At 59.0% G+C, this 22,601-nt stretch carries 15 protein-coding genes; 6 read left to right on the top strand and 9 right to left on the bottom strand.

Annotated elements, in window-relative coordinates; genetic code table 11:
- Positions 1-64: 64 nt before the first annotated feature.
- Positions 65-838: a phosphate uptake regulator PhoU gene (locus VEG30_09685; protein HXZ80189.1), complete on the top strand. Its 774-nt coding sequence runs from the start codon at positions 65-67 to the stop codon at positions 836-838.
- A 43-nt stretch (positions 839-881) separates the two neighbouring features.
- Here the strand turns inward: VEG30_09685 and VEG30_09680 are convergent, their stop codons facing one another.
- The 7 genes from VEG30_09680 to VEG30_09650 all read right to left on the bottom strand — a co-directional run bounded on the left by VEG30_09680 (position 882) and on the right by VEG30_09650 (position 13,250).
- Positions 882-2,285, bottom strand: a complete 1,404-nt coding sequence (locus tag VEG30_09680; protein HXZ80188.1) for a pyridoxal-dependent decarboxylase — start codon at positions 2,283-2,285, stop codon at positions 882-884.
- A gap of 171 nt (positions 2,286-2,456) precedes the next feature.
- Positions 2,457-4,283 carry a translational GTPase TypA gene (gene typA / locus VEG30_09675; GenBank protein ID HXZ80187.1) on the bottom strand — a complete coding sequence of 609 codons (1,827 nt, stop codon included), beginning with the start codon at positions 4,281-4,283 and terminating at the stop codon, positions 2,457-2,459.
- 406 nt (positions 4,284-4,689) lie between these two features.
- Positions 4,690-4,920 (bottom strand): DUF2934 domain-containing protein, encoded by a 231-nt coding sequence (locus VEG30_09670; GenBank protein HXZ80186.1) that lies wholly within the window; start codon positions 4,918-4,920, stop codon positions 4,690-4,692.
- A 204-nt stretch (positions 4,921-5,124) separates the two neighbouring features.
- Entirely contained in the window at positions 5,125-8,499 is a 3,375-nt protein-coding gene (locus VEG30_09665) for an error-prone DNA polymerase (protein ID HXZ80185.1), read from the bottom strand.
- A gap of 94 nt (positions 8,500-8,593) precedes the next feature.
- Positions 8,594-10,543, bottom strand: a complete 1,950-nt coding sequence (locus VEG30_09660; GenBank protein HXZ80184.1) for a DNA polymerase Y family protein — start codon at positions 10,541-10,543, stop codon at positions 8,594-8,596.
- A gap of 205 nt (positions 10,544-10,748) precedes the next feature.
- On the bottom strand, positions 10,749-11,750 hold the full coding sequence (locus tag VEG30_09655) for a hypothetical protein (GenBank protein ID HXZ80183.1): 1,002 nt from the start codon (positions 11,748-11,750) through the stop codon (positions 10,749-10,751).
- Between the two features lie 267 nt (positions 11,751-12,017).
- The gene (locus VEG30_09650; GenBank protein HXZ80182.1) at positions 12,018-13,250 is read right to left on the bottom strand and encodes an amidohydrolase family protein; all 1,233 of its coding nucleotides are present in this window, start codon (positions 13,248-13,250) and stop codon (positions 12,018-12,020) included.
- Between the two features lie 415 nt (positions 13,251-13,665).
- On the opposite strand from VEG30_09650, the gene VEG30_09645 reads away from it, so the two are divergent.
- The 5 genes from VEG30_09645 to VEG30_09625 all read left to right on the top strand — a co-directional run bounded on the left by VEG30_09645 (position 13,666) and on the right by VEG30_09625 (position 18,339).
- Positions 13,666-14,877, top strand: a complete 1,212-nt coding sequence (locus VEG30_09645) for an ABC transporter substrate-binding protein (GenBank protein ID HXZ80181.1) — start codon at positions 13,666-13,668, stop codon at positions 14,875-14,877.
- A gap of 134 nt (positions 14,878-15,011) precedes the next feature.
- The gene (locus VEG30_09640; GenBank protein ID HXZ80180.1) at positions 15,012-15,887 is read left to right on the top strand and encodes a branched-chain amino acid ABC transporter permease; all 876 of its coding nucleotides are present in this window, start codon (positions 15,012-15,014) and stop codon (positions 15,885-15,887) included.
- Positions 15,884-16,882, top strand: coding sequence for a branched-chain amino acid ABC transporter permease (locus tag VEG30_09635; protein HXZ80179.1), 999 nt, complete (start codon positions 15,884-15,886; stop codon positions 16,880-16,882). The genes VEG30_09640 and VEG30_09635 overlap by 4 nt, the downstream gene beginning before the upstream one ends.
- Before the next feature lie 9 nt (positions 16,883-16,891).
- Complete coding sequence (locus VEG30_09630) at positions 16,892-17,626, top strand: ABC transporter ATP-binding protein (GenBank protein ID HXZ80178.1); 735 nt, start codon at positions 16,892-16,894, stop codon at positions 17,624-17,626.
- Positions 17,623-18,339 (top strand): ABC transporter ATP-binding protein, encoded by a 717-nt coding sequence (locus VEG30_09625; protein ID HXZ80177.1) that lies wholly within the window; start codon positions 17,623-17,625, stop codon positions 18,337-18,339. Before VEG30_09630 ends, VEG30_09625 begins: the two co-directional genes overlap by 4 nt.
- Positions 18,340-18,589: 250 nt before the next feature.
- Here the strand turns inward: VEG30_09625 and VEG30_09620 are convergent, their stop codons facing one another.
- Together VEG30_09620 and VEG30_09615 are read right to left on the bottom strand one after the other, a co-directional pair.
- Complete coding sequence (locus VEG30_09620) at positions 18,590-20,710, bottom strand: hypothetical protein (GenBank protein ID HXZ80176.1); 2,121 nt, start codon at positions 20,708-20,710, stop codon at positions 18,590-18,592.
- Between the two features lie 560 nt (positions 20,711-21,270).
- A complete protein-coding gene (locus VEG30_09615; GenBank protein HXZ80175.1) occupies positions 21,271-22,482 on the bottom strand; it encodes an ABC transporter substrate-binding protein in 1,212 nt (403 codons plus the stop codon).
- Between the last annotated feature and the right edge of the window lie 119 nt (positions 22,483-22,601).

Here is a 22,601-nt window from a genome sequence, read left to right as displayed (position 1 = left end):
TCGCCCGTAAAGAAATCGTTTCGCGCACAGATTTGTATCTCCGGTAAGCACCTCGAAGCGGTGCTTGGCGATCGTCCGACTGCTGGAGGGTCTTCCTCCGGAGCGAAGAGGGTGGGTAATGGGAACTCTCAAAGCGCTGGACTCACCGCAATCTGATTATTCCCGCCTGCTGCGATTGGCGCAGCGTGCCTGCGAGATCGCTAAGTCTGCCGCGTCTGCCACCGCCGAGGGCATTTCCAGCCGTTCCCCGGAGAGGCTCACGCCCGTCCGCAGCTACGAAGAGGAGCTTGACACCCTGGATCGAGAGATCAATGAGGGAGTTACGGCAGCCATCACACATGTGGATGAGAAGGAAGCGCGGGAACTGCTGGCGTGCTTGAAATTTATCCTCGAGTTGGAGCGAATCGGCGACCTGCTGCTGAATTTCGCCAATCGCGCGATCGCCATCCTGCCGCGGGTGAGCGATCAGGACGTGAAGGATCTTACGACCATGGCAACCATCCTGCATCGCATGCTCAGCGATGTGGAAGAAGCATTCTCGAAGCGTGATTTGAAGCGTACGTTACAGATTTTGCGATCCGATGCCGAACTGGACCGGGTACGCAATCTGATGTTTGTCCGGCATATCGAAAATCCCGACAATCAGCCGAGGCGGGAAGGCTTCCATCTGGTGTTTATGGTGCAGACGCTGGAGCGTGCCGGCGACCATGCTAAGAATCTCGCCGAAGAGATCTGTCAATTGGTAAGCGGCCGCAGCATGCGCCACTTCCGGCGCGCTAACGACAAGCCCATCGAAGAAATGTTCCTGGACTGGATGCGGAAGCAGGACCGGAAATAAACATCAGCTTCCGATTTCTCCTGCTTCATCCCTCTTCCGCGAACTAAGCGCCTGCCGCTGCCAGCACCTCGGGGATCACGCTATCGACGTGAGCCTCTGTGGTGCGGTGGTTCACGATGCAGGCGCGCAGGGCGAATTGTCCGTGCACGGTGGCATTCGACAAATACACGCGGCCGCGTTCGATCAGGCGTTGCAGGATTCGCGCATTGTGCTGATTCAAATCTTGCTCGGCAGCGCATCCCGGCACCTTGTGGCGGAAACAGACTGCGCTCAATTCCACTGGCGCGAGCAACTCGAATTCGGGGTGATTGGAGATCGCCGCGGCCAGCCTTTGCGCCAGCTCCAGGTCTCGGCGGATCGCCTCGCGGAACGCCGCCATCCCGTGATAGCGCAGGGAAAGCCACAACCTGAGTGCGCGGAAGCGCCGCGATAGCTCGATTGATTCTTCAAAAAATGCGAACCTCTCAAGGGGGTCGGTGCTCAGCGACTTTGCATAATCTCCGGTATGCGAGAACGCGCGGCGGGCTGCTGCCGGATCGCGATACAGCAGGCAGCCGCAATCGAGAGACTGGAACAGCCACTTATGCGGGTCGAGTGAAATCGAGTCCGCAAGTGCGATGCCTGGGAACTTTTCAGGAGCAGCAATGGCGGCGAGCGCGCCATAGGCTCCGTCAACATGCAGCCAGAGATTATGACGGCGCGCGATGGCAGCGATGTCGGCGAGCGGATCGACAGCGCCAGTGTTGACGGTTCCAGCCGAGGCGACGACGGCGATGGGAATCTTGCCCGCAGATTTGTCGGCTTGAATGGCGTTTTCCAGGTCCGGAGGAATGAGGCGGAAGTCTGGACCGACGGGGAGTGGGCGCAGATTTTCTCGGCCGATCCCCAGCAGGGCGACGCTCTTGGGGATCGACATGTGGACTTCCTGGGAGGCGTAAACCACACAGCGGCGGCCGGCGAGGCCTGGCTCGTTTGCGGGCGCTATGGCTTCGCGCGCCATGGCCAGGGCCATCAGATTGGCCAGCGATCCGCCCGAGGTGAGCGTGCCTGTGAAACCGGCACATCCGATCGCCTGCGCCAGCCACTCGACGACGGTGCGCTCGATAGTGACGCCGGCGGGCGCGGATCGCCAGGCCGTGAGATTCTGATTGAGAACGCTGGCCAGCAAATCGGCGGTCGCACCTACGGGCTCGCCCGAACCCAACACGTACCCGAAGAAGCGGCCGTTGGGCGTGCGCGTGTGCTCCACCACATCATGCAACGCCGTCAGTGCGGCGGACTCGAGGCCTTCCTCGGGAAGGGGCGTGTGGAACAGGCGCTCCGTTTCTTCACCACGGCTCTGGAAAATGGGGCGCGAGTCGAGAGTGGCGAGGTAATTCGCGGCGATTTCCATGACCTCGGCCGCAAGGCGGCGGAAATCGTCTGGCGAGATTTCAAGCGGGCTCATGAGTCGGGATTGTAAACGGCGGATTTAAGCGCCGCTCGTGTTCACAAAAGAACAAACACCAGATCCTTCGACTGTGTGCCTGCCTGACCCGCAAAAGCTCCGGGGCAGAAAAACAGGGCAGGCGCTTCGCTCAGGATGACGACAGGGGATGGACTGCGCTCTAAGTTGAGGCTATTCGGCTACGCTGGCGGGGACAGCGCCCTTGCGGGGGCGCTTGTTGGCTTGCAGGATCTTTTTGCGGAGGCGCAGCGATTTCGGGGTGACCTCGACAAATTCATCTTCAGCGATGAATTCGATGGCCTGCTCGAGGTTCAGCGTGCGAAACGGAACCAGGCGGATGGCTTCATCGGCGGTGGATGAGCGCATGTTGGTGAGTTTCTTCTCGCGCACGGCATTGACATCGAGATCATTCTCCCGCGAGTTCTCACCGATCACCATGCCTTCGTAAACCTCGACTCCGGGGCCGGTGAACAGCTCCCCACGCTCCTGCAGATTGTAAAGAGCGTAAGCAGTGGTAGTGCCTGGACGATCGGCGACGAGCGCGCCGGTGAGGCGATGAGGAATTTCGCCAAGCCAGGCGGTGTGGCCATCGAAAATGGAATTCATGATGATAGTGCCACGCGTGTCGGTGAGTAGCTCGCTCCGCAACCCGATCAGGCCGCGGCTGGGAACGCGGAACTCCATGCGCACGCGTCCGTAGCCGTGGTTGTGCATCTTCAGGGTTTCAGCTTTGCGCATGCCGAGCTTTTCCATGACGACGCCGATGAACTCCTCGGGAATGTCGACAAAAAGGTGCTCGACCGGCTCCATGCGCTGGCCATTTTCAGTCTTGGTAACTATCTCGGGCTTGCCCACCATTAGCTCGTAGCCTTCGCGGCGCATCATCTCGATCAGGATCGAGAGTTGCAGTTCGCCGCGCCCCATGACGAGAAAAGTGTCGGTGCTGCCGGTGTCCTCGACACGGAGAGAGACGTTGGTGAGCAGTTCTTTCTCCAGTCGCTCGCGCAAATGCCGCGAAGTGACGTATTGGCCTTCGCGGCCAGCAAATGGCGACGTGTTCACAGTGAATTGCATGGCGATCGTGGGCTCGTCGATAGTGATGCGTGGCAGCGGCGCGGGATTTTCGACGCCAGTAATGGTGTCGCCAATAGCGATGCCGGTGACGCCCGCAATGGCCACGATATCGCCCAATTCGGTTTGTTCTACTTCGACGCGCTTAAGGCCGCTGAAGGAAAACAACTTGGTGATCCTGACCTTTTCGAAAGCGCCGTCGATTTTCGCGATCGCGACCTCGTCGCCGACATGCAAGGTTCCATTGAACACACGGGCAATTGCCAACCGTCCCAGGTAGTCGCTGTAGTCGAGGTTGGCGACAAGAATTTGCAGCGTGCCCGAGGGATCGCCGGATGGAGCGGGGATGGTGTTCACGATGGCCTCAAACAGCGGTTGCAGATCGTCGCCGGGACTGTTTACGTTCTCGGTCGCCGTGCCGAGCTTGGCGTTTGTGTAGAGCACGGGAAATTCGAGTTGCTCTTCGGTGGCATCGAGATCGATGAACAGATCGTAGACTTCGTTCAGCACCTCCTGTGGCCGCGCGTCGGGGCGGTCGATCTTGTTGATCACCAGGATCGGCGGCAGCCTGGCTTCCAGCGCTTTGCTGAGCACGTAGCGTGTCTGCGGCAGCGGACCTTCGCTGGCATCGACCAGCAGCATCACGCCGTCCACCATCTTCAATGCGCGTTCGACTTCGCCGCCGAAGTCGCTGTGACCGGGGGTATCCACGATGTTGATCTTGACGTCGTGATAAAAGACGGCGGTGTTCTTGGCCAGGATGGTGATGCCGCGCTCGCGTTCGAGTTCGTTGGAGTCCATCACCCGCTCAACGACGACCTCGTTGGCGCGGAACGTGCCGCTCTGTTTGAGCATGGCATCGACCAGCGTGGTCTTGCCGTGGTCCACGTGCGCAATGATGGCGATATTACGAATAGGTCTAGTCAAGTGCGAATCCTGGGTACTGCATGCGGCCGCGCGTGAAGACAAAAACAAACACCAGGTCTTTCGACTCGGGCCGGGACTCCTACCCCAGCAAACCAAAAGCAGGCTTGCCGGGGACCCCGGACCCGGCCCTCGCTTAAGATGACAGAGCGGAGAGGATTTATGGAATGGCGCAGCCGAAAGTTTACCCGTATTGCCGTCGAGCTGCACTCGACCTGAACGGACGGGGACGTCCGTTCCCACATACAATCCCTCTCAGATACAATCTGGGACTCTTCAGGGCCGCAACCGCATCGAAGCGTGTCGATTTCAGGCTCGATTCCCCTCGAGGTCACACCTCGACCTTCCACCGTAACAAAGGACGGCGAGGCTGGGGCACCATCAAGGCTGGTTCGAATTGTGCGGGCTGCTAGCGAACGTTGTGCGATACGAGTTCCGATTCCGCGCGCAGCCAGTAGTTTACGTCCTGGCCATGGACTCGGCCTTCCTGCTCCCACAGCAGGTATGCTCGCGTGCGAATCGCTTCTTCCAGATTTCCGTTGGTCAGGTGTTCGTACTGCGACGCGTCCGAAACGGAATCCGTCTTCCTGGTCTTCTTGGTTTCCGAAGAGGTACTGCGAGGCCGTTTTACCGTTGCCATCCTAACAACTCCTACATTTATTAGATTTGCCGGTATGGGGGAATAAGTGCGGGGTACAGCCCCGGCAGAATCCCATTCCGTCTCTTCAACTATAAACTGTCTAGCCGTGGATTGGTGTTAATAGAAGGAAAAAAATCAGATTGGAGGAATAAGAAATGTTTATAGTTCGGGAATGGAAATGGAATAGAGCGAAGCGGCTTTTAGTCAGTGAAAGTCGTGCGAGCTGGTTTGTATGTGATTGAAATTCAGCGGTTTCAGGCGCTCTGCTTTGACTGAGATCACGTTGTCCAAGTTTTGCAGTTTTCCCTCCACCAGCAGGAATTTTTCCGTCATCAGGATTAGACGGTACTTGTCGAATAAATCGGGCGTGACGATGGCATTGGAAATGCCCGTCTCATCTTCCAGGCTGAGGAAGACGAATCCGTGTGCGGTGCCCGGACGCTGGCGAGTGATCACGCAGCCTGCCGTGCGGACGAATTTTCCATTTGGCAACTTGAGCAACTCAGCGGCGGGTGTGATTCCGCGGCGCGACATTTCCTCCCGTCGGAAGGCCATTGGATGCGGGCCTACTGTGAGTCCGGTACCGCGGAAATCTGCAACCAGGCGCTCCTCGTGAGTCATGCATGCGAGCGGAGATGGGCCATCGAATTCCTGGATACCTTCCAGTAGCGGTCCGCAGGGACGAGCGGCGCGCTCGACCTGCCAGAGAGCGTCGCGGCGGTGGAAGGCTGTCGAGGCTTTGCCTCGACCTGAACGGGCGGGGACGCCCGTTCCCACACGTTCTTCATCATGGACGCCTGTTCCCACACAAGATGCCACGCTATTTAGGGCGCCGATGCTGGCCAGCATCACCAGTTCGTTTTTGCGCAGTTCGGGAACGCGCAGAGCAAGATCGTCGATGGACATGAAGCGGCGGCGGTTTCGCTCGCGCACGATCGCCTGTCCCGCTTCTTCGCGCAGGCCGCGAATATATCGCAATCCGAGGCGAACCGCGAAACGATCGCTGGTGGCACCGGAGGTTTTGGTTTCGACGCGACCCGCGGTCGAGGGCGCCCGCGCCATACGGCTGCTGGCCGATGCTGTATCACCCAATGGCTCCAGCGTGCATGACCAATCTGATTTCAGCACATCAATAGGCCTGACCTTCAGTCCGTGCCGTTGCGCATCTTTGACGAGCGTAGCGGGATGATAGAAACCCATAGGCTGGTTATTGAGGATGGCTGCCAGAAATGCCGGCAGGTAGTGATATTTGAGATAGGCGCTGGCATAAGCGATCAGCGCGAAGCTGGCAGCGTGCGATTCAGGGAATCCGTAGAGCGCAAAGGAGACAATCGATTGAATGATCAACTCCTGCGCCTGCTGCGGGATTCCGTTGCGTTCCATACCGCGGCGCAGCTTGGTTTCGATCTCACGCATACGCGCTTCTGACCGCTTGAAGCCCATGGCGCGGCGCAACTCTTCGGCTTCGCCGCCGGTGAATCCCGCGGCCACCATCGCCATGCGCAGAAGCTGCTCCTGGAATAGAGGCACTCCCAGAGTGCGCTCGAGGATGGGCTCGAGAGACGGGTGAGGATAGGTGACCGGCTCGCGTCCCTGGCGGCGCTTGATGAAGGGATTCACCATCTCGCCCACGATCGGTCCGGGGCGGATCAGCGCCACCTGCACGACGATGTCGTAGAACTTTGTCGGACGCAGGCGCGGCAGACACGACATCTGCGCTCGGCTCTCAACCTGGAAGAGACCCACGGTATCGGCTTTCTGGAGGGCTTCGTAAACGATGGGATCGTCGGGCGGGAGCTGGCCGAGATCGACTCCTTCTTTATAGTGATCGCGGATGAGCTGGATCGATTCTTCCAGCACCGCCATCATTCCCAATCCGAGCAGATCGACCTTGATGATGCCCATGTCGGCGCAATCTTCTTTATCCCACTGCACGACGACGCGGCCGGGCATGGTGGCGGGCTCGAGTGGAACCACCGAATCGAGTTGGCCCTGGCAGATCACCATGCCTCCGGAGTGCTGACCGAGATGGCGGGGCAAATCCTGCACCGCCAGGCAGAGATCGAGAAACTTCGCCATGCGCGGATGGCGCAGATCGAAGCCGGATTGGTCGAATCGATATTCCAGAGTTTCCTTGGGATCGCGATACTCCCAGGTGCCGACCATGGCGGAAAGTCGGTCCAGAGTTTCGGTGTCGAAGGCGAGAGCTTTGCCGATCTCGCGCGCGGCCAGACGCCCGCGATAAGTGATGACGTTGGCCGTCATGGCGGCGCCCAGCTTCCCATAACGCTCGTAGACATATTGAATGGAGCGTTCGCGCTGATCGCCGCTGGGCAGATCAATGTCGATGTCCGGCCACTCGCCGCGCTCTTCGGAAAGAAAACGCTCGAACAAGAGATCCATCTTCACCGGATCGACAGCGGTGATTCCGAGCGAGTAGCAGACGGCGCTGTTGGCGGCTGAGCCGCGGCCCTGGGCAAGAATTTTTTGTTCGCGACAGAAGCGGACGATGTCCCAGACAATCAGGAAATAGCCCGCCAGGTCGAGCTTTTCGATCAGCGCCAGTTCGCGCTCGATCTGCCTCCGGGCGCGTGCCTGCATCTCGCGCGGAGCTCGGCCGTAGCGCTCCTCGCAACCTTGCCGCGCGATAGTGCGCAGGAAGGAATTCATGGTTTCGCCTGCGGGCACCGGATATTTCGGGAACTGGTATCCGAGGTCATCGAGTGCGAATTCGAGCCGCGAGGAAAGCTCGACAGTGGTTTGGATGGCCTGGGGCAAGTCGGCGAAAAGGGCGGACATTTGCGCCGACGATTTCAGGTGGCGCTCGGAGTTCAGAGCCAGCCGCCGGCCGGCTTCGTCGATGGTGGTGTGTTCGCGAACGCAAGTGAGCAGGTCAAGGAGTTCGCGTTCCTTGCGTGCTGCATACGCGACGCCGTTGGTGGCAACGAGAGGGAGATGAAGGTCCTCGGCGATGCGCATGGCCGCCTGATTGCGCGCCTCTTCGTCGCGATCGAAGTGGCGTTGCAGTTCGACGTAAACGTTCTTCGAGCCGAAGATTTCAATAAGAGAACTCACAGCTTGGCGGGCTTCTGCGATGCCGCCACGATGCAAAGCTTCGGCAAGCGGACCGTTTTCGTCGCCGGTGAGGCAGATCAAACCGTTGGAGAATTCGGAAAAATCATCGGGATGGGCAGCAATCAGCGAGGGATCGCAGTTCTTGGGCCCACGCATTTTCATGCGAGTGATGAGGCGGCAGAGATTCTGATATCCGGTGCGGCTTTCGACTAATAGTGGAAGACGGAAACTACCCCACTCTCCGCCCAAAGCGGCGGAAGGGTGGGGCACCCCCGAGATTTTGGTGGCGACTGCAGACTGCGTGGTGATTTCGGCGCCGATGTGGGCACGCAGTCCTGCTTTTTTCGCTGCCAGGTGGAAGCGCGGCGAACCATAAACGCCATCACGGTCGAGAAGGGCCATCGCCGGCATGCCGAGAGCGGCGCAGACATGTATCAGTTCCTCGGGAACGCTGGCGCCTTCGAGGAAGCTGAAAGCAGAACGGGAGTGAAGCTCAATGTACATAGAATGCTATGTCTGATTGCATCAAGTCCCCTCAGGGGCTAAAGCCCGGATCCTTTGCAGCTCTTCATGCAGGCCTAAAGGCCTGCTCCACCTATTAGTCATATTCGCCTTCCACGAACCAATGGCCGCTCAACAGGTCGCGGTAAATGCGGTACAACGCAATGTCGTGCACCCGCGCGAGCTGGCTCGAGTGCTGTTGCGAGCTGGCTACGGCGATATCCCACTCTTCCCGCTCCCAGCGATCGTGGTTCCACCATTCGCCGGAGTTGTACCAGGGGCCGGCGCACCAGGCCAGCGGGCCGGAGAGTAATGGCACCATCTTTGAATTCGCGGGCAGGATCGAAATCCGCATTGGCTTGCCGCCGTTTTGCTCGACGCTTGCCGGAATCGGCGGGCGGAACAGCCGCATGGCAACTAAAGGATGCTCAGAAGTATTTGTCTGGACGCACTTCTCAAAATCGGGGGCGGGAGGGGCGAAGCGCTGCATGACGAAGGCATCGCGACGATGCGTGTCGAGCACCTCGGGAGATCCGACGTTCTCCATGTCTCCAGAAATTCTTCCCAGACGCGCCAGCGTCAGTTCCAGCTTTTCCGGTGGTGGCGTCAGCGGGAGAAAGAGACCTTGCTGCGCGGTGCGCGGCTTGGTTGGCTCGGCCGTCAGCCAGATTTTCAATACCGGAGCCTGCGGCGGGTGCGACTTCAATTCCAGTTGCAGCAGTTTCAGAAAGACTTTGGCATCGAGCATGGGCACAGGCAGACGGAGCAGGCAGTGGTGGAATTTTGGGGGATGAAGAGAAGCTTCCTTGTTGCTGTGCTCATCTGGGTGCACGTTAGTGTGCCGTCCCTGTCGGGACTCGGACTCTAATGCGCCGGGATCCCGGCACTCACGTGCCGGACTATGCTGTGATGCGGAGCTCCGTTCCGCCTGAACGGACGGGGACGTCTGTTCCCACGTGACTATCGCCGGTGAGGGTTCTTCGATTGGCAGGCCTTCGCGATCTATTGTCACATCCGGATCGAGTTCCAGGCGGAGCGATAGCTGGTGCGTAGACAGCGCGCGTGCGCTCAGGCGGGCACAGAGCTGTTCCGTCATACGGCTGAGAACGAAAGCCAGCGGCTCCAGCAGATCGATGGGATATTCCAGATCGCAAAATTCTTCGAAATGCAGCGGAAGTTCTGCCGGAACCAACGGCCGTGAAGTAGTGCCACGTGCCAAGCGTTGCAGGTGCAAACCGCGTTCTCCCAGTCGCTCGACAAGAGCGATTTCAGGCAGGATGGCCAGCGCGCGAAAATTGCGCACGCCCCAGCGATCGAAGGTGTCCAGCAATTCCTGGGAGGTTTTCTCCTCCGTCCGATCTTTATTTGTCCGTGCGTGAGTACCCTTTACGGGCTTGACGTCTCCGGGCTCCACGCCCGGGTTCGGCAGCACGGGATTGTTTGGCATCAGCAGGATTTCAATCGGCAATGCGCCCAGACGCTCGCCCTCTTCGCCTGCAGCGATCAGAGTGATGCCGGAAAATCCGCGAGCCGCATGCATAGCGGCGTCGGGATTGGAGGCCACACCCACGTTCACCTCGAGCCCTGCATTCGAGCAGCTCTGGGCCGCATCGCGGGCGATCTTAGCCGGTGGTCCGAAGAGAGATTCGAGGCCGGCGAGATCGGCGATTACTGTGTCTGACGCGGTGGCTTCCACGCGCGGCGAGAAAGCACAGGCGCAATCGAGCAGCGCAGCATGTGCTGATGACTCTTGTTGTAATGACCGGCGACGAACCTGATAGCAGGTTTCCGGAGTCTGGGAGGCCCAGTGCAATTTTGTTGCGGAGAGTTCGGGAATTTTTCCAAGAGTGAGAGCCAGCAGGTCTTCGGCCTGCGACTCCGTCATTCCGATTTCGACTCCCGCCTCGCGCGCTTTCTCGTTGAGTGCGATCACGCGGACCAGCGGCGGGGTGCCTTCGGTGATGGCCAGCGGCTGCGTGCGCAAATCGGGTTCGGTGCGCGTCACCGCGGCGACGGGGAAATCCGGGATGTAGAAGCAGGCGAACATGGTGATCGATTGTTAACCTGTCGAGGCTGCGCCTCGACCTCCCACCCTAGCCCAAAGAAGGCTAGGATGGGGCACCCTCAAGCAGTAACTGCAGATTCCTCACCTGCACGGCGGTCTCGTGATGACAAATAAACGCAAGGTCTTTCGACTCGGATCGGGACTGGTATGCCCGATCCTCGCTCAAGATGACAAATGCAACAAATAGCTAGCCGGCGATGGTCCATGGTGTCCTGGATTCAAATTCCGTGCGCACGGAGCGCACCGGTTTGCGTTGAAAGCTGAGATCGGGTGCGCGCAAGACTTCCGCTTTGATTTCCAAGCCGCGCAGCAGAGTTCCATGCGAGGGTGGTTCGCTGGGATTCAATTGTCCTGAATGCGCAGTTTCTGAGGACTGCTCGGGCTGCGTGCTAGCAGCCGAATGCCGCGCCGCGAGATGCAACACCAGTGAAGCACAAGTTTTGGCGCAGGATTCCCGTTCGATGGCCAGCAGGATGGTGGGTGTCTTCTCCACCGCGCGGCGGAAACGGAACCACGAGGTCAGCGGAATGCGGCGCGCCATTTCCGCGGGAACGCTGCCCAGATCCATAACAATCAGGCCGAATCCGCCGCTTTGTAATAACAGATCGGTGGCTTTCAATGCCTGGTCGAGGGCGCGGAATTCGGGCTTGGTGTGCAGCCGAGAACGATTGCGGGTAAGTATTTTCTCCGAGTGTGATTCAGAACCCGCTGAAACACGCGGACAAGAGTGTCCGCGCCACACATGGCTCCGGCAACGTACCCAAAGCAGGCGCGGCAGATCCAATCCTGCTGTCTGGGCGGAGGCAGGATCAAAATTGTCGCTCACATCGACCACGGCGCAGACTTCCTGCCGCTGGGTCATTGCGGCCAGCAAGGAAAGCAGGAGGGAGGTGCGGCCGCTGGAGGCGTGGCCAATAATTTCCGTTAGAGCGCCGCGAGGAATACCGCCTGTGAGGCGGTCGAGCGCGGAGATCCCGAAAGGAACCAGCACCGGCTGAGGGCGGATTTCCATTCGGGAGGCCGGAGTTACGCCGGGGGTGGCCAGCGGATTCGCCGATTCAAAATCGACGGGCTGAGGGCGGCGAGCCGGCTTCTTTGTTATTACAGTGGCAGGCTCGATATCTTCCTGGAGCTGGCAGTATTCGTCAGGAACATATTCGGAAATGGAGACGGCGATGCCCGCGCTCATAGGCAAACCTCGGAAGGGCGAATCGGTTGGAGAGGAAAGGAAGCAGCCGACGCACAGGGCTGGTAAGCGACGGCTACCTATCTTTCGCTTTTTATTCGCCTACAGGAATGAGATTCTGATACGCCAGGGAGGGGTTGTCAAGGGGTGGAAAACAAGCAATCGGCATTCAGTAATCAGCAATCAGTAAAGACTCGAAACTGCAGAAATCCATTGCAGGCCCCTGGCGGGCTGCGCTCGCACGCAATGAAAGAGCTCCATTTTGTAAACTCAATGGCCCGCCCGATAGATAATCCTTCCCGCCCGCATTGTGTACTCGACTGCAGCCAGCGCTTGGATATCGGCAGATGGATCGCCCCTGAAAACGACCAGATCTGCCTGGAACTCCGGGGCCACTCGTCCCAGGCGTTTTGAATCTCCGAAGCGCTCGGTAGGTGCAGTGGTCAGGGATGCAAGAATCTGGCGAAAGCTCATTCCTGCCTGAGACATCAATACGTACTCCTCGCTGGGATCGTAGCCGACGGCACCGAGATCGGTGCCGAAAAGCACTGTCCCGCCCGAGGAAGCCCAGGCCCGCAACTGGCCCACCGCGGTATTGACCAATTGCTCCTGCGTCGATAAGCGATCATGGCGCGCGAAGTATTTCCACAGCGTAAGTGTGGGAGTGAGAGCAACTCGGTGTTCCTTCATCGCCGACAGAACGGTTTCGTCCCATGGGCCGGAGCGGGGAGTGGTGTGCCCGATGACGTCCACTCCAGTGCGCACCGCGGTAACAATATCCGCGCCGCTGTTGGGATGAACAAAGGCGGGCTTGCCGGCAAGATGGGCTTCGTTTACGGCGGCCGCAATTGCGCTCTCGGGAAACGGCGGGTTAGGTGGTGGAGGCGGCTGCAGGTGCACCTTGATTCCGTCCACACCTTCATTGAGAAGCTTTCTCGCCGCTCCCCCAGCCTGAGCTGCGTCGGTGATCTCAGGAGCGGGAAAGGTCATGTAACCGAGAATCCGGATGATTGTGTCTGAGGGAACCGCGTGCGGCGCAACCAGGGCTTCTCCGGTGGAGCGAATTCGCGGGCCCGGCACTTCGCCTGACTCGATGCGGTTGCGGACGCGGCGCGTGTTCTCCCACATCGACCCCAGGTCGAACACGCTGGTGAACCCATAACGCGTGAGCATGTCTTCGAGTTGGCGTTTGAGCTCGGGCGCAGGAATTTCCGCCACATTCGCCCACTTTCTTTCGAAGAAGTGCACGTGACTGTTCCAGAACCCTGCCGTAACCGTGAGCCCTGAGCAATCGATTACTCGAGCATCTTTGGGGATCGGCATCGCCGCTTTACTGCCCACCGCGGCAATCTTCTCTCCCTGGATGAGCACTACACCGTCGCGTATGGGCTCTTCTGTGGGACTGGCGTAGATGGTCCCTCCGACCAGGGCCAGGGATTCGTTCGCAGTGTCTTGAGGCGGAAGGATGGAGAGAAGGAGCATGATGGCAGCAATGCCGAGCATGGTGAGCCTCTTTAATATATGGCATGAGGCTTTGGGAAGTTTATGTCGAGGCTGCGCTCGAGTCTGGAGGGATAGGACGCGTGATCCCACCCTCCGCCAAGAGCGGGCGGGAGGGTGGGCCTACCCGACGTTCCTATGTGAGTTAATTCTCTCCGTGCGCCAATCACGCCTGGAAGTGACCCTAATCACAGCGTCGATTGACGTGGTCGACCAATCATCCGAAGGTCGCCGCAGGTCGATTCGCGCGGCCCTGGGTCCTGGCACACATCTGTCGAGGTCGCGCCTCGACCTGAACGGACGGGGGACGTCCGTTTCCACGTGCTGATTATCATCCATGGTGGCACTTGTCGGCGGCGATCAGCAATTACTACAATGCGCCGCGCTTATCACGCGGGCTGATTGAGGAGGCGCAGTCATGAACCGCACCATTCGTGGATGCCTTGGGCTGGCACTCGGGAGCATTCTCCTCTTCGCCGGATGCAAGGGCGGAGGCCGGACGGAATCTGGAAACACGATCCGCATCGGCGTGATCACTTCATTGACAGGCAGCAATGCGGCTTTTGGTCAGGCGCACAAAAATGGCTACACGATCGCATTGAAGGAGATCAACGACAAAGGCGGGATATTGGGCAAGCAGGTGGAACTGGATTACTACGACGATCAGAGTAAGCCCGACCAGGCGGTGCAAGGCGTGTCCAAGGTGGTGGACCAGGACCACGTGCCCGTGATCCTGGGCGCTTACTCGAGTGAGAGCACGCGCGCCATTCTGCCTGTGGTCACGCAGAAGAATGTGCCGCTGATCATTCCTACGGCCGTAGCGGACAACGTAATGGAAACGGGCTCGCCGTGGATCTTCCGCATCTGTGCCGGATCGGGTTCGTTTGCCCGCTCGACGCTGGATTTCCTGCAGAAGAACGGCGCGCCCAAGACGCTGGCCATTGTTTATGAGAACACGAATTTCGGGCAGTCCAATGACAAGTCGATGAAGTCAACAGTGGAAAAGGCGGACTGGATCAAGCTGCTGGATGAAGAGGCGTATCAGGCAAGCTCGCCCGATTACAAGTCACTGCTACAGCGCGTGAAGGCGAAACAACCGGACGTCATCTACTTTGCGTCCTATTTGCTCGATGCCAGCACGCTGATGCGCCAGGCGGAGCAGGTGAGCCTGAACCCGAAGTACTACACGTCGGCGGGAACGGGATTTGCTGCGGCGGAGTTCCCCACGCAGGACAAAGGCGCAGGCAAATACGCCGAGTACACATATTCGGTGTCGCAGTGGCTGCCCTCGGCGAAGTGGAAGGGCTCGGCGGAGTTTGATCAGAAATACGTGCAGCTTGTGGGCTCGCATCCGGCGTATCACGGCATGGAAGCTTATGCGGCGTTGCTGACGGCGGCGGCGGCAATCGATGCGGCGAAATCGGCGCAGCCACAGGCGATTCGCGATGCGCTGAAGAACTTGAACCTGTCGGACACGCCTTTTGGTCCAGTGAAATTCGATGCCAAGGGACAGAACGCGCACCCGGTGCTGGTGACACAGGTTCAGGGTGGGCAGTACAAAGTGGTGTGGCCGCCGGATGCAGCAGAGACCAAACCCATCATTCCCACGCCGGAGTGGTCGAAGCGGTAGGGGGACGGCGGCGACCCGAGGTTTAGTTGTAATTCAGCGGAGAAACAACAGGTCCTTCTCGGACGGGGATGGTTATTCCCTGTCCTCGCTCAGGATAACAATAGAAAGTTTCTGGACGCCGGTGGAGACGAGCCGTGAACTTCTTCGCATTGCTGCAGGCCATTCTCAACGGCATTCTGACAGGTGCGCTGTATGGCCTGATCGCCATGGGCATGGCGCTGATCTTCGGAGTGATGCGCATCGTCAACTTTACACACGGCGCCTTCCTCATGCTGGGCATGTACGTGACGTATGTACTCTTCCAGTCTGCCGGGATGAATCCTTATCTGGGCTTCATCGGCGCTGGTGTGTTCCTGTTTCTTTTTGGCTGGCTGACCTATGCCGGTCTGCTGCGTCCCATCCGTGGCCAGGTAGACTTCATGGTGATCCTGCTCACCATGGGTCTCTCGCTGGTGCTGATTGATGCCGTACAACTCATTTTTGGCGCTGACTATCACCAAATCAACATTGCGCTGCTCAGCAAGAATGTGCGGCTAGGTCCGCAGATCTCGTTGAACGCTCCCTGGCTGGTTTCGTTTGCGCTGGCATTGCTTTTGGCCTTCGCACTTTATTTCTTCGTGATGCACACCATGTTCGGGCGGGCAGCGCGGGCGATTGCACAGAATCGCTATTCGGCGCCACTGATGGGCATCAATGTCAATCGTGTGCAGGGCGTGACGTTTGGAATTGGCGCCGCGGCCGCCGGCATTGCCGGCGGGCTGCTGCTGCCGGTGTTCTATCTGTTTCCAGAAGTTGGCAATCAGTTCCGCTTGAAGTCATTTGTCATGGTCGTGCTTGGGGGCATGGGATCGATCCAGGGCGCGGCGCTCGCAGGATTAGTGCTCGGAGTGGTGGAGAGCCTGACCAGCCTCTACTGGGGCAACGAGTGGGCCCTGGCGGTGGATTTTGTGATTTTCATCCTGGTGCTTTCACTGAAGCCGAACGGAATTTTCGGGAGCCAGCGAGTATGAAGCGCTGGCAGATCCTGATCGCGATTGGCATCTTTGTGGTGGCGCTGTTCCTTCCCTTGATCATCCGCACCGATTACGCGATGCAGGTGTTGTTTCGCGTTTTTCTTTTTGCTGCGCTTGGATTGGCATGGAACATCGTAGGAGGCTACACCGGTCAACTGTCGCTCGGACACGCCGCCTACTTCGGCGTGGGAGCCTATGGCCTGGCCCTGTTCGCTAAGCTGGGCGTAACTCCCTGGCTGGCATTGGTAATCGCGGTCGTGTTGGCGCTCATTTCGGCGGCGGTGATTGGCAGCGTCTCCTTTCGTCTGCGCGGGCCTTACTTCGCGCTGTGTACCATCGCCTTTGCGGAAGTCGTGCGCCTGGTGGTCAAGAATCTTCCCAACGTGACCGGCGGAGACGTGGGCGTACAGGTGCCGCTGTTGTTCACCACCTCTACCATCCGGTCTTTTTATTATGCAGCGGTGGCGCTGACGATGATCGCCTTCGGCATCATCATCTGGACGGAGCGGTCGCGCTTCGGATACTACCTGATGGCGATCCGGGAAGACGAGGATACGGCTTTATCGGTGGGAATCAATACTCCACGCTACAAGCTCCTGGCGCTGCTGATCAGTGCCGCGATTACAGCGGTTGGAGGCGCACTGTACGCCAGCCTGTTTTTATACATCGTGCCTGACCAGGTCATCGCCATGGAGATCTCGACCGAGATCGCGATCGTGGCCATGCTGGGTGGGGCGGGAACGGCGCTGGGGCCAATCATAGGATCGGGAATCCTCGAGACCGCGGCTGAACTGTTCAAGAACATCTTTCAGGAAGCACATCTGCTGATTTACGGAGCGCTGGTGATCCTGGTGGTGTTGTTCCTGCCGGAGGGAATCGTGGGAACGCTTACACGTAAGTTGCACTTGTTCGAGAGAGCTCCAACGGTACCGTTGACCGCGAGCCCGTTGCCTGGCGCCAAGGAGGAAGCGGAGAGAGTGCCGGCGGAGTAGGAATTCGAAATGGCGTTGCTGGAAATCACGAACGTTTCGAAACGGTTTGGCGGATTGCTGGCCGTGAACAACGTTTCCTTCTCGATCGGCGAGGCTGAAACGGCATTCATCGTCGGGCCCAACGGGGCAGGCAAGACCACGCTTTTCAACCTGATCACCGGAGTCATTCATCCTGACAGCGGTTCCATCCGTTTCCAAGGGCAGGAGATCTCGCGCCTCACGCCGGATCGTGCGGCGAGGCTGGGGATTGGGCGTACGTTCCAGATCGTGAAGCCCCTGCGCAACTTGACGGTGCTGGAGAATGTGATGCTGGGCGCGTTTCAGCACACCTCCTCCCTGGCGAGGGCCGCCGAGGAATCAAAGAACGTGCTGCAGTTTTTGGGCATGGATCACGTCATGTTTCTGCCCGCCCTCGGCATGCCGCTACCCATGCTGAAGCGCCTGGAGATCGCACGGGCACTGGCTACGCGACCCAAACTCATCCTGCTGGACGAAGTCGTGGCCGGATTGCCCACAGCTGAGGCGCTCCGCCTGGCCGCGCTGCTGAAACGGCTGCCGGAGTGGGGAGTGTCGTCCATCGGCGGCGTCGAACATGTCATGCAGGTCGTGATGCGGGCTGCCGACCGCGTGGTGGTGCTCGACCATGGCACGCTGATCGCCGAAGGCAAGCCGCAGGAGGTAGTGCGGCTGCCGCAGGTCATCGAAGCCTACCTGGGACCGAAGTACAAGGAGCTGGGCCTGTGAGCCAGCCACTGCTCGAACTCGACGATGTGTGGGCGTTCTATGGCGATTTTCAGGCGCTGTTCAATATCAGCTTCAAAGTCTATCCCGCGCAGATCGTCACGCTGATTGGCGCTAACGGTGCAGGCAAGACGACTACTTTGCGCGTGATCTCTGGCTTGGTGCGGCTGAAGCATGGTGAGCTGAAGTTCGAAGGCCATTCACTCGCCCGAATTCCTCCTCATGAGATCGTGGAGCTCGGAATCAGCCACGTTCCCGAGGGGCGGCAGCTGTTTCCCTACATGAGTGTGGAGGAGAATCTGATTCTCGGGGGTTATGTTGGACGGGTGCGGCCGAAAATCAAGGATCTTCTGGAAGAGCAATTCAGTCTGTTTCCCCGGCTCAAGGAGCGACGCAACCAGCTGGCGGGAACGCTCTCCGGCGGCGAACAGCAGATGGTGGCGATCGCGCGCGGTTTGATGTCGAAACCCAAGCTGCTCCTGCTCGACGAGCCTTCACTGGGGCTGGCGCCCAAGATTGTGGAGGAAGTTTTCGAAAAGATTCGCGAGGTCGGGCAGAGTGGTGTGACGGTTTTGATTGTTGAGCAGAATGTGGTCGATGGCCTGAGTGTGTCCGATGTCGGCTACGTGGTTGAGAACGGGGCCATCACCATGAGTGGAACCTCGAAAGAGCTGCTGGGTAATGAGAAGGTCAGGGAGGCGTATTTGGGGTTGTAGCCTGGGGGCCGGCAGTCAACACTCAGCAGTCAGCACTCAGCAATTCAGTACTCAGCAATTCAGTACTCAGCAAGCTCCCTCCGCAAGTTCAGCGTGATTTTGAAAGGATCGGTGGCTCGAGACGAAAAGCCCCACCCTAGCCAAAAGCGGGCTGGAGTGGGGCACCTTTAGGTTTCTTCTTCGAGCCCAGGTTAACGCCGAACTGCACGGCGCGAACCTGGGGCACCAGGCTACCTTGGTCCGCCGACTGCTAGAAGGTAAAGATGGTCGCGAACTCGGAGCGGACGTCGTTGGCCTCACGCGTCGGGAAGCCCTTCCACACCGTGCCGGTAAACAAGCCGGTGGTGGCGTTGGGGATCGAGCGCGTGCGATACAGCGCTTCTTCAAAAGCAAACGTCACCCAGGTGTTCATCTTGTACTGAACATTGCCGAAGGTCCAATCACTCTTCTGACGGGCGCCGGCGGGAGCGGCTTTGCGGACATCGCGAGCCACTGCCTGGTCGATGCCGTAGTGCAGGTTCATGGTCCATCCCGCCATACGGCTCGAGGGATTGACGTTGAACCAGCGCGACAGCGGCAGCCCTACTTCGGCGAAGCCGCCGGCGGTGCGAATCGGTTCCTGTTCAGCCACGGTGGGAGTGCCCAGGTGATTGCCAAACACCACCGCTGCCGAACCGTCAATCGAAGGTACGGTCACGGTGTTGGTTAGAGCCTGAGCGGCGGTGTTGTTGTAGAACGAAAACAGCTGATTGGCGAAGTAGTAGCGCAGGTCAGCGCCACGGTAATAGCTGGCAAGGAAGGTGGCCCAACGCGTAGGCAACTGCGCTTGCGTGGAAATGCCGTAGCGGTCGCTGCTTGCCTGGACGCCCCTGGGGAAGGCAGCCTGGAAGAAGTTAGCAGGCAGAGGCGCCGCGGCAGTGGGCACATTAGCTTTTAGGACCGTGGCGACGCGCTCGCCCTGAACTCCGCTGACGATCAGCTGAGCGGGCGCTACACCCGGAGCCTTATCCAATTGGAACTGGAGAACGGCACGAGCCTCGACTTCCGGGCGGGCAGAGTCGGCGCCCTGGCGTTCGCCGTATCCCAACTGCTCTGCCAATCCCGAGCCGGTGTTGGCGGTCAGTGGGACGGTCACGGTACCGCACGGCGGTGTCGCGCAGCCGGTAACGGTGACCACATTGTTTGCCAGACCCGTTCCCGATCCAGGAATCTGGAAGTTGCTAGCCGAAGGCACGTTGCCAAACGCCGGCAGGACCACGGCAAACTCGGTCAGCCATTTCGAATTGCGGCTGCCGCCCAAGTTGCGGATGAAGCCGCCGCGGATTTGTGGATTCCGTTCATACAAGCTGCCGAAGGCGATGCCCACACCGGTGGTTTCCAGCGTGTTGGGCAGGGTGCTGGAGCCGAAGGGCGTCCAATCCTGTCCAAAGACCGCGAAGAGATCGGTCTTATCGGAGGCCGCATAGTCCAGGCGTCCCCACGCCAGCCGCAATTGGAAAGCATTGGAACGAATGGAAGAGATGTTGCGGTTATCCGTGGCACTGAAGTTGCCTTCGAAGTCGGCTTCGATGCGTCCGGTGATGGTTAGCTTGGGCGAGATGTCCACCCACTCGAAGTTCGAGCCAAAGCGGGTGGCGCGGGCCTTGATGTGGAACTCTGGCGACTTATTAGGCCCAGTGTCACCGTTGCCGTTAAATATGAATTGCGGCAGAGGGAAATCGTCGCCGCGCGGCTGCGAGCTGTCATACACCGCACTAGTCTTGAAGAATCCGTAAGGCTTGACGCGCACCGGTCCGATCTTGAGGTCTGGCACCAGGCCCTCACGCTTGGGTGCGTCGACAGGCAAGACGCGGACGGGAGCTATGGCTGAAACCACCGTTGGCCCAGGTGGCTTGGCAGCTTGGCTGTCAGCCTCCATGTTGCTGGTTGGGGCTACGGCTTCGGCTACGAGCACCGGACTCGCGGTAGTGGAGTAACCGCTGGCTGCGACCGGAGCGGCATAGCTGGCCGTGAAAGCGTTGGTGGGATGATTCATGGCTGCAAGATCGGCGTCGGAAAGCAATCCCTTTGATTTCAGGAGCGCCAGCATCTGCGACATCTGCAGATTGGCAGGTGCTGCTTTCAGGTTGGCTACCTCCGCCGAGGTCAGGACACCTTTGGTAACCATGAGGTCGAGCAGAGAATACATCATGGTTGCAGAGGCTACCGGCGGTGGGGCTGGGGTTGGTTCAGGCGCTGCCGCAGGCTCGGGGCTGGCGGCGAATGCGCTGTCATTGGCGGAGGAGTCAGATGGACTGCTTCCACCGCCAAACAAGGGGGCTCCTAACAGCAGAAGCAAGGACAAAAGCACAACTACGTTCTTGAACCTCACGTTTTCTCTCCTCTCAAGAAGTCACGGTGGCTCGCTTACGGGTGTTTCGAGACTAGAAGCGTAGAATTTCTGGCCCGCTGCGAAGAGCAACCGATGCCACCCACGAAAAGGCGGTGGGCCCGCAAGGAAGGAGTATGAGTGGCACGAACGGGGCCTGGGTCAGCCAGAATCATGCAAGCGAAGCCACGAACTCCGTCTCCGAATCGAACGCGGGTGCGCGCATTGTTCTCGTGACGGTAAACGAATGTCAGTGATTGAAATCACCATTCGCTTGTGATCCCACTGTGCCCTCAGACTCATATCCGAACGCTCGCAGGAGCCTGGCAGGGCCGAGCACATCGGGTTACTTCGCGGCGGGAAAGGGTAAGCCATTTTGAGGCAGAATGCACGGAAAAGCTTGCTGAAGGCGGAGAATTAGGAACGAGCGAGGCGCCAGAGTGGAAAAAACCCCACCAAGCAGCGCTTGAGTGGGGCACGCACCCACAGCAGCCAGACGCGATGACTGAGAAATAATGAACTCTAGTAAACCGAGAGCTCAGGAGGTCGCGCATGCGACTGTTTTACGGTGCCCCGGAAGCGTGCGTCGCGGTCTTCCAGTCGTTGATGACCACTGCCTTCCCATCGCGCACGACGGTGGAATAAACCTTGTCCAGCCCCTTGTGGTCCTCGGGACCATAGTTCAGCTTCAGCTTTGGACCGAGGCCGATGTCCTGATTGTGAATGCTTTCTATCCCCTCGATAAACTTGTCGCGCGTCACATTCTGGCCGGCGCGCTTTAAGCCCTCTACGACGACCATGGCATCCAAAAAGCCCTCCAGGCTGACGAAACTGGGCTGATTGTTAGGAAAATATTTTTCCAAGGCCTGACGATAGAGCTGGACGGTGGGCAGATCGATTCGGTCAACCGGAGGCACCACTTGCGTGATGATTGTACCCTCAGCATCTTTTCCGGCTTCCTTGATGAACGCTTCCGTTCCCACGAAAGAAACAGACACGAATATCGGATGCCAGCCCTCGGCATGCGCGCGCTTCACAATTTCGGCCACTGGCGCGTACGGTCCAACCAGAATTACAGCCTCCGGATGTGCCAGGCGCACCCTGGTGAGGCCACTGTCAATGCTCAGAGTGTTGCGCGGAAATGTGCCCAGTGCCACCGGCTTCGAGTGATGCTTGTCCAGCGCCAGTTCTACGCCGTCCAGCACGGCTTTGCCGAAGGCGTCATCCTGATAAATCACGCCCACTTTGTGCACACCGATGTCCCATAGGTTTTCAATCTGCTCGTGGGTTTCGTCGTAGTACGAGGCACGAACGTTGAGAATGTAATGTTTCACCGGCTCGTAGAGAATCTGTGCACCGGTGAACAGGCCGACGACCGGCACCTTGTCGGCTTGAGCCATGGGCACATACTTGGCGGCTGTGGGGGTGCCGACGAAAAATCCGGCGGCGAACACCCCTTCTTTCTCCAGGCGCTTGAAGCACGGCGTGGTTTTCTCCGGGTCGTAACCGTCGTCGAAAGCCAGCAACTGGACTTTGCGTCCGTGCACACCGCCCTGCGCGTTGATGTAGTTCAGGTAGGCTGTTGCACCGACTACGGTCTGAATTCCGAGCTGGCGCGCTGGTCCATCCAGAGCCGAGCAGGAACCCAGCTTGACCTCTTTGTCGCTGACTCCGGGCTGCTCACATTGCGCGATGTGGGTTGCGAGGACGAACACTGTACCCAGAATCAGCGCACGGATCAGGCCTGCGGAAAGCGGCTGTTGTGATTGCCTCATGCTTCACTCCTTGGCTGGTAGAAACCGCCCTGTCCGGAACGCCGTGCGCCCAAACCCGGACACCACATGCGCGGTCGCTAAGATTCTCTATGGTCCCCACCCATGCTGGTTGAGATGGG

The organism is Terriglobales bacterium (assembly GCA_035624455.1).
Classification (GTDB): Bacteria; Acidobacteriota; Terriglobia; order Terriglobales; family Acidobacteriaceae; genus DASPRM01.
Note: the sequence above shows the minus strand (reverse complement) of the source record. Positions and strands in the feature narration are given on the sequence as shown.

Excerpts from the sequence above, each read along its gene's own strand:
- VEG30_09665 (HXZ80185.1), bottom strand. The coding sequence starts at position 8,499 with ATGTACATTGAGCTTCACTCCCGTTCTGCTTTCAGCTTCCTCGAAGGC.
- VEG30_09680 (HXZ80188.1), bottom strand. The coding sequence starts at position 2,285 with ATGAGCCCGCTTGAAATCTCGCCAGACGATTTCCGCCGCCTTGCGGCC.
- VEG30_09670 (HXZ80186.1), bottom strand. The coding sequence starts at position 4,920 with ATGGCAACGGTAAAACGGCCTCGCAGTACCTCTTCGGAAACCAAGAAG.
- VEG30_09635 (HXZ80179.1), top strand. The coding sequence starts at position 15,884 with ATGAAGCGCTGGCAGATCCTGATCGCGATTGGCATCTTTGTGGTGGCG.
- VEG30_09655 (HXZ80183.1), bottom strand. The coding sequence starts at position 11,750 with ATGAGCGCGGGCATCGCCGTCTCCATTTCCGAATATGTTCCTGACGAA.
- VEG30_09650 (HXZ80182.1), bottom strand. The coding sequence starts at position 13,250 with ATGCTCGGCATTGCTGCCATCATGCTCCTTCTCTCCATCCTTCCGCCT.
- VEG30_09615 (HXZ80175.1), bottom strand. The coding sequence starts at position 22,482 with ATGAGGCAATCACAACAGCCGCTTTCCGCAGGCCTGATCCGTGCGCTG.
- VEG30_09630 (HXZ80178.1), top strand. The coding sequence starts at position 16,892 with ATGGCGTTGCTGGAAATCACGAACGTTTCGAAACGGTTTGGCGGATTG.
- VEG30_09645 (HXZ80181.1), top strand. The coding sequence starts at position 13,666 with ATGAACCGCACCATTCGTGGATGCCTTGGGCTGGCACTCGGGAGCATT.
- VEG30_09660 (HXZ80184.1), bottom strand. The coding sequence starts at position 10,543 with ATGTTCGCCTGCTTCTACATCCCGGATTTCCCCGTCGCCGCGGTGACG.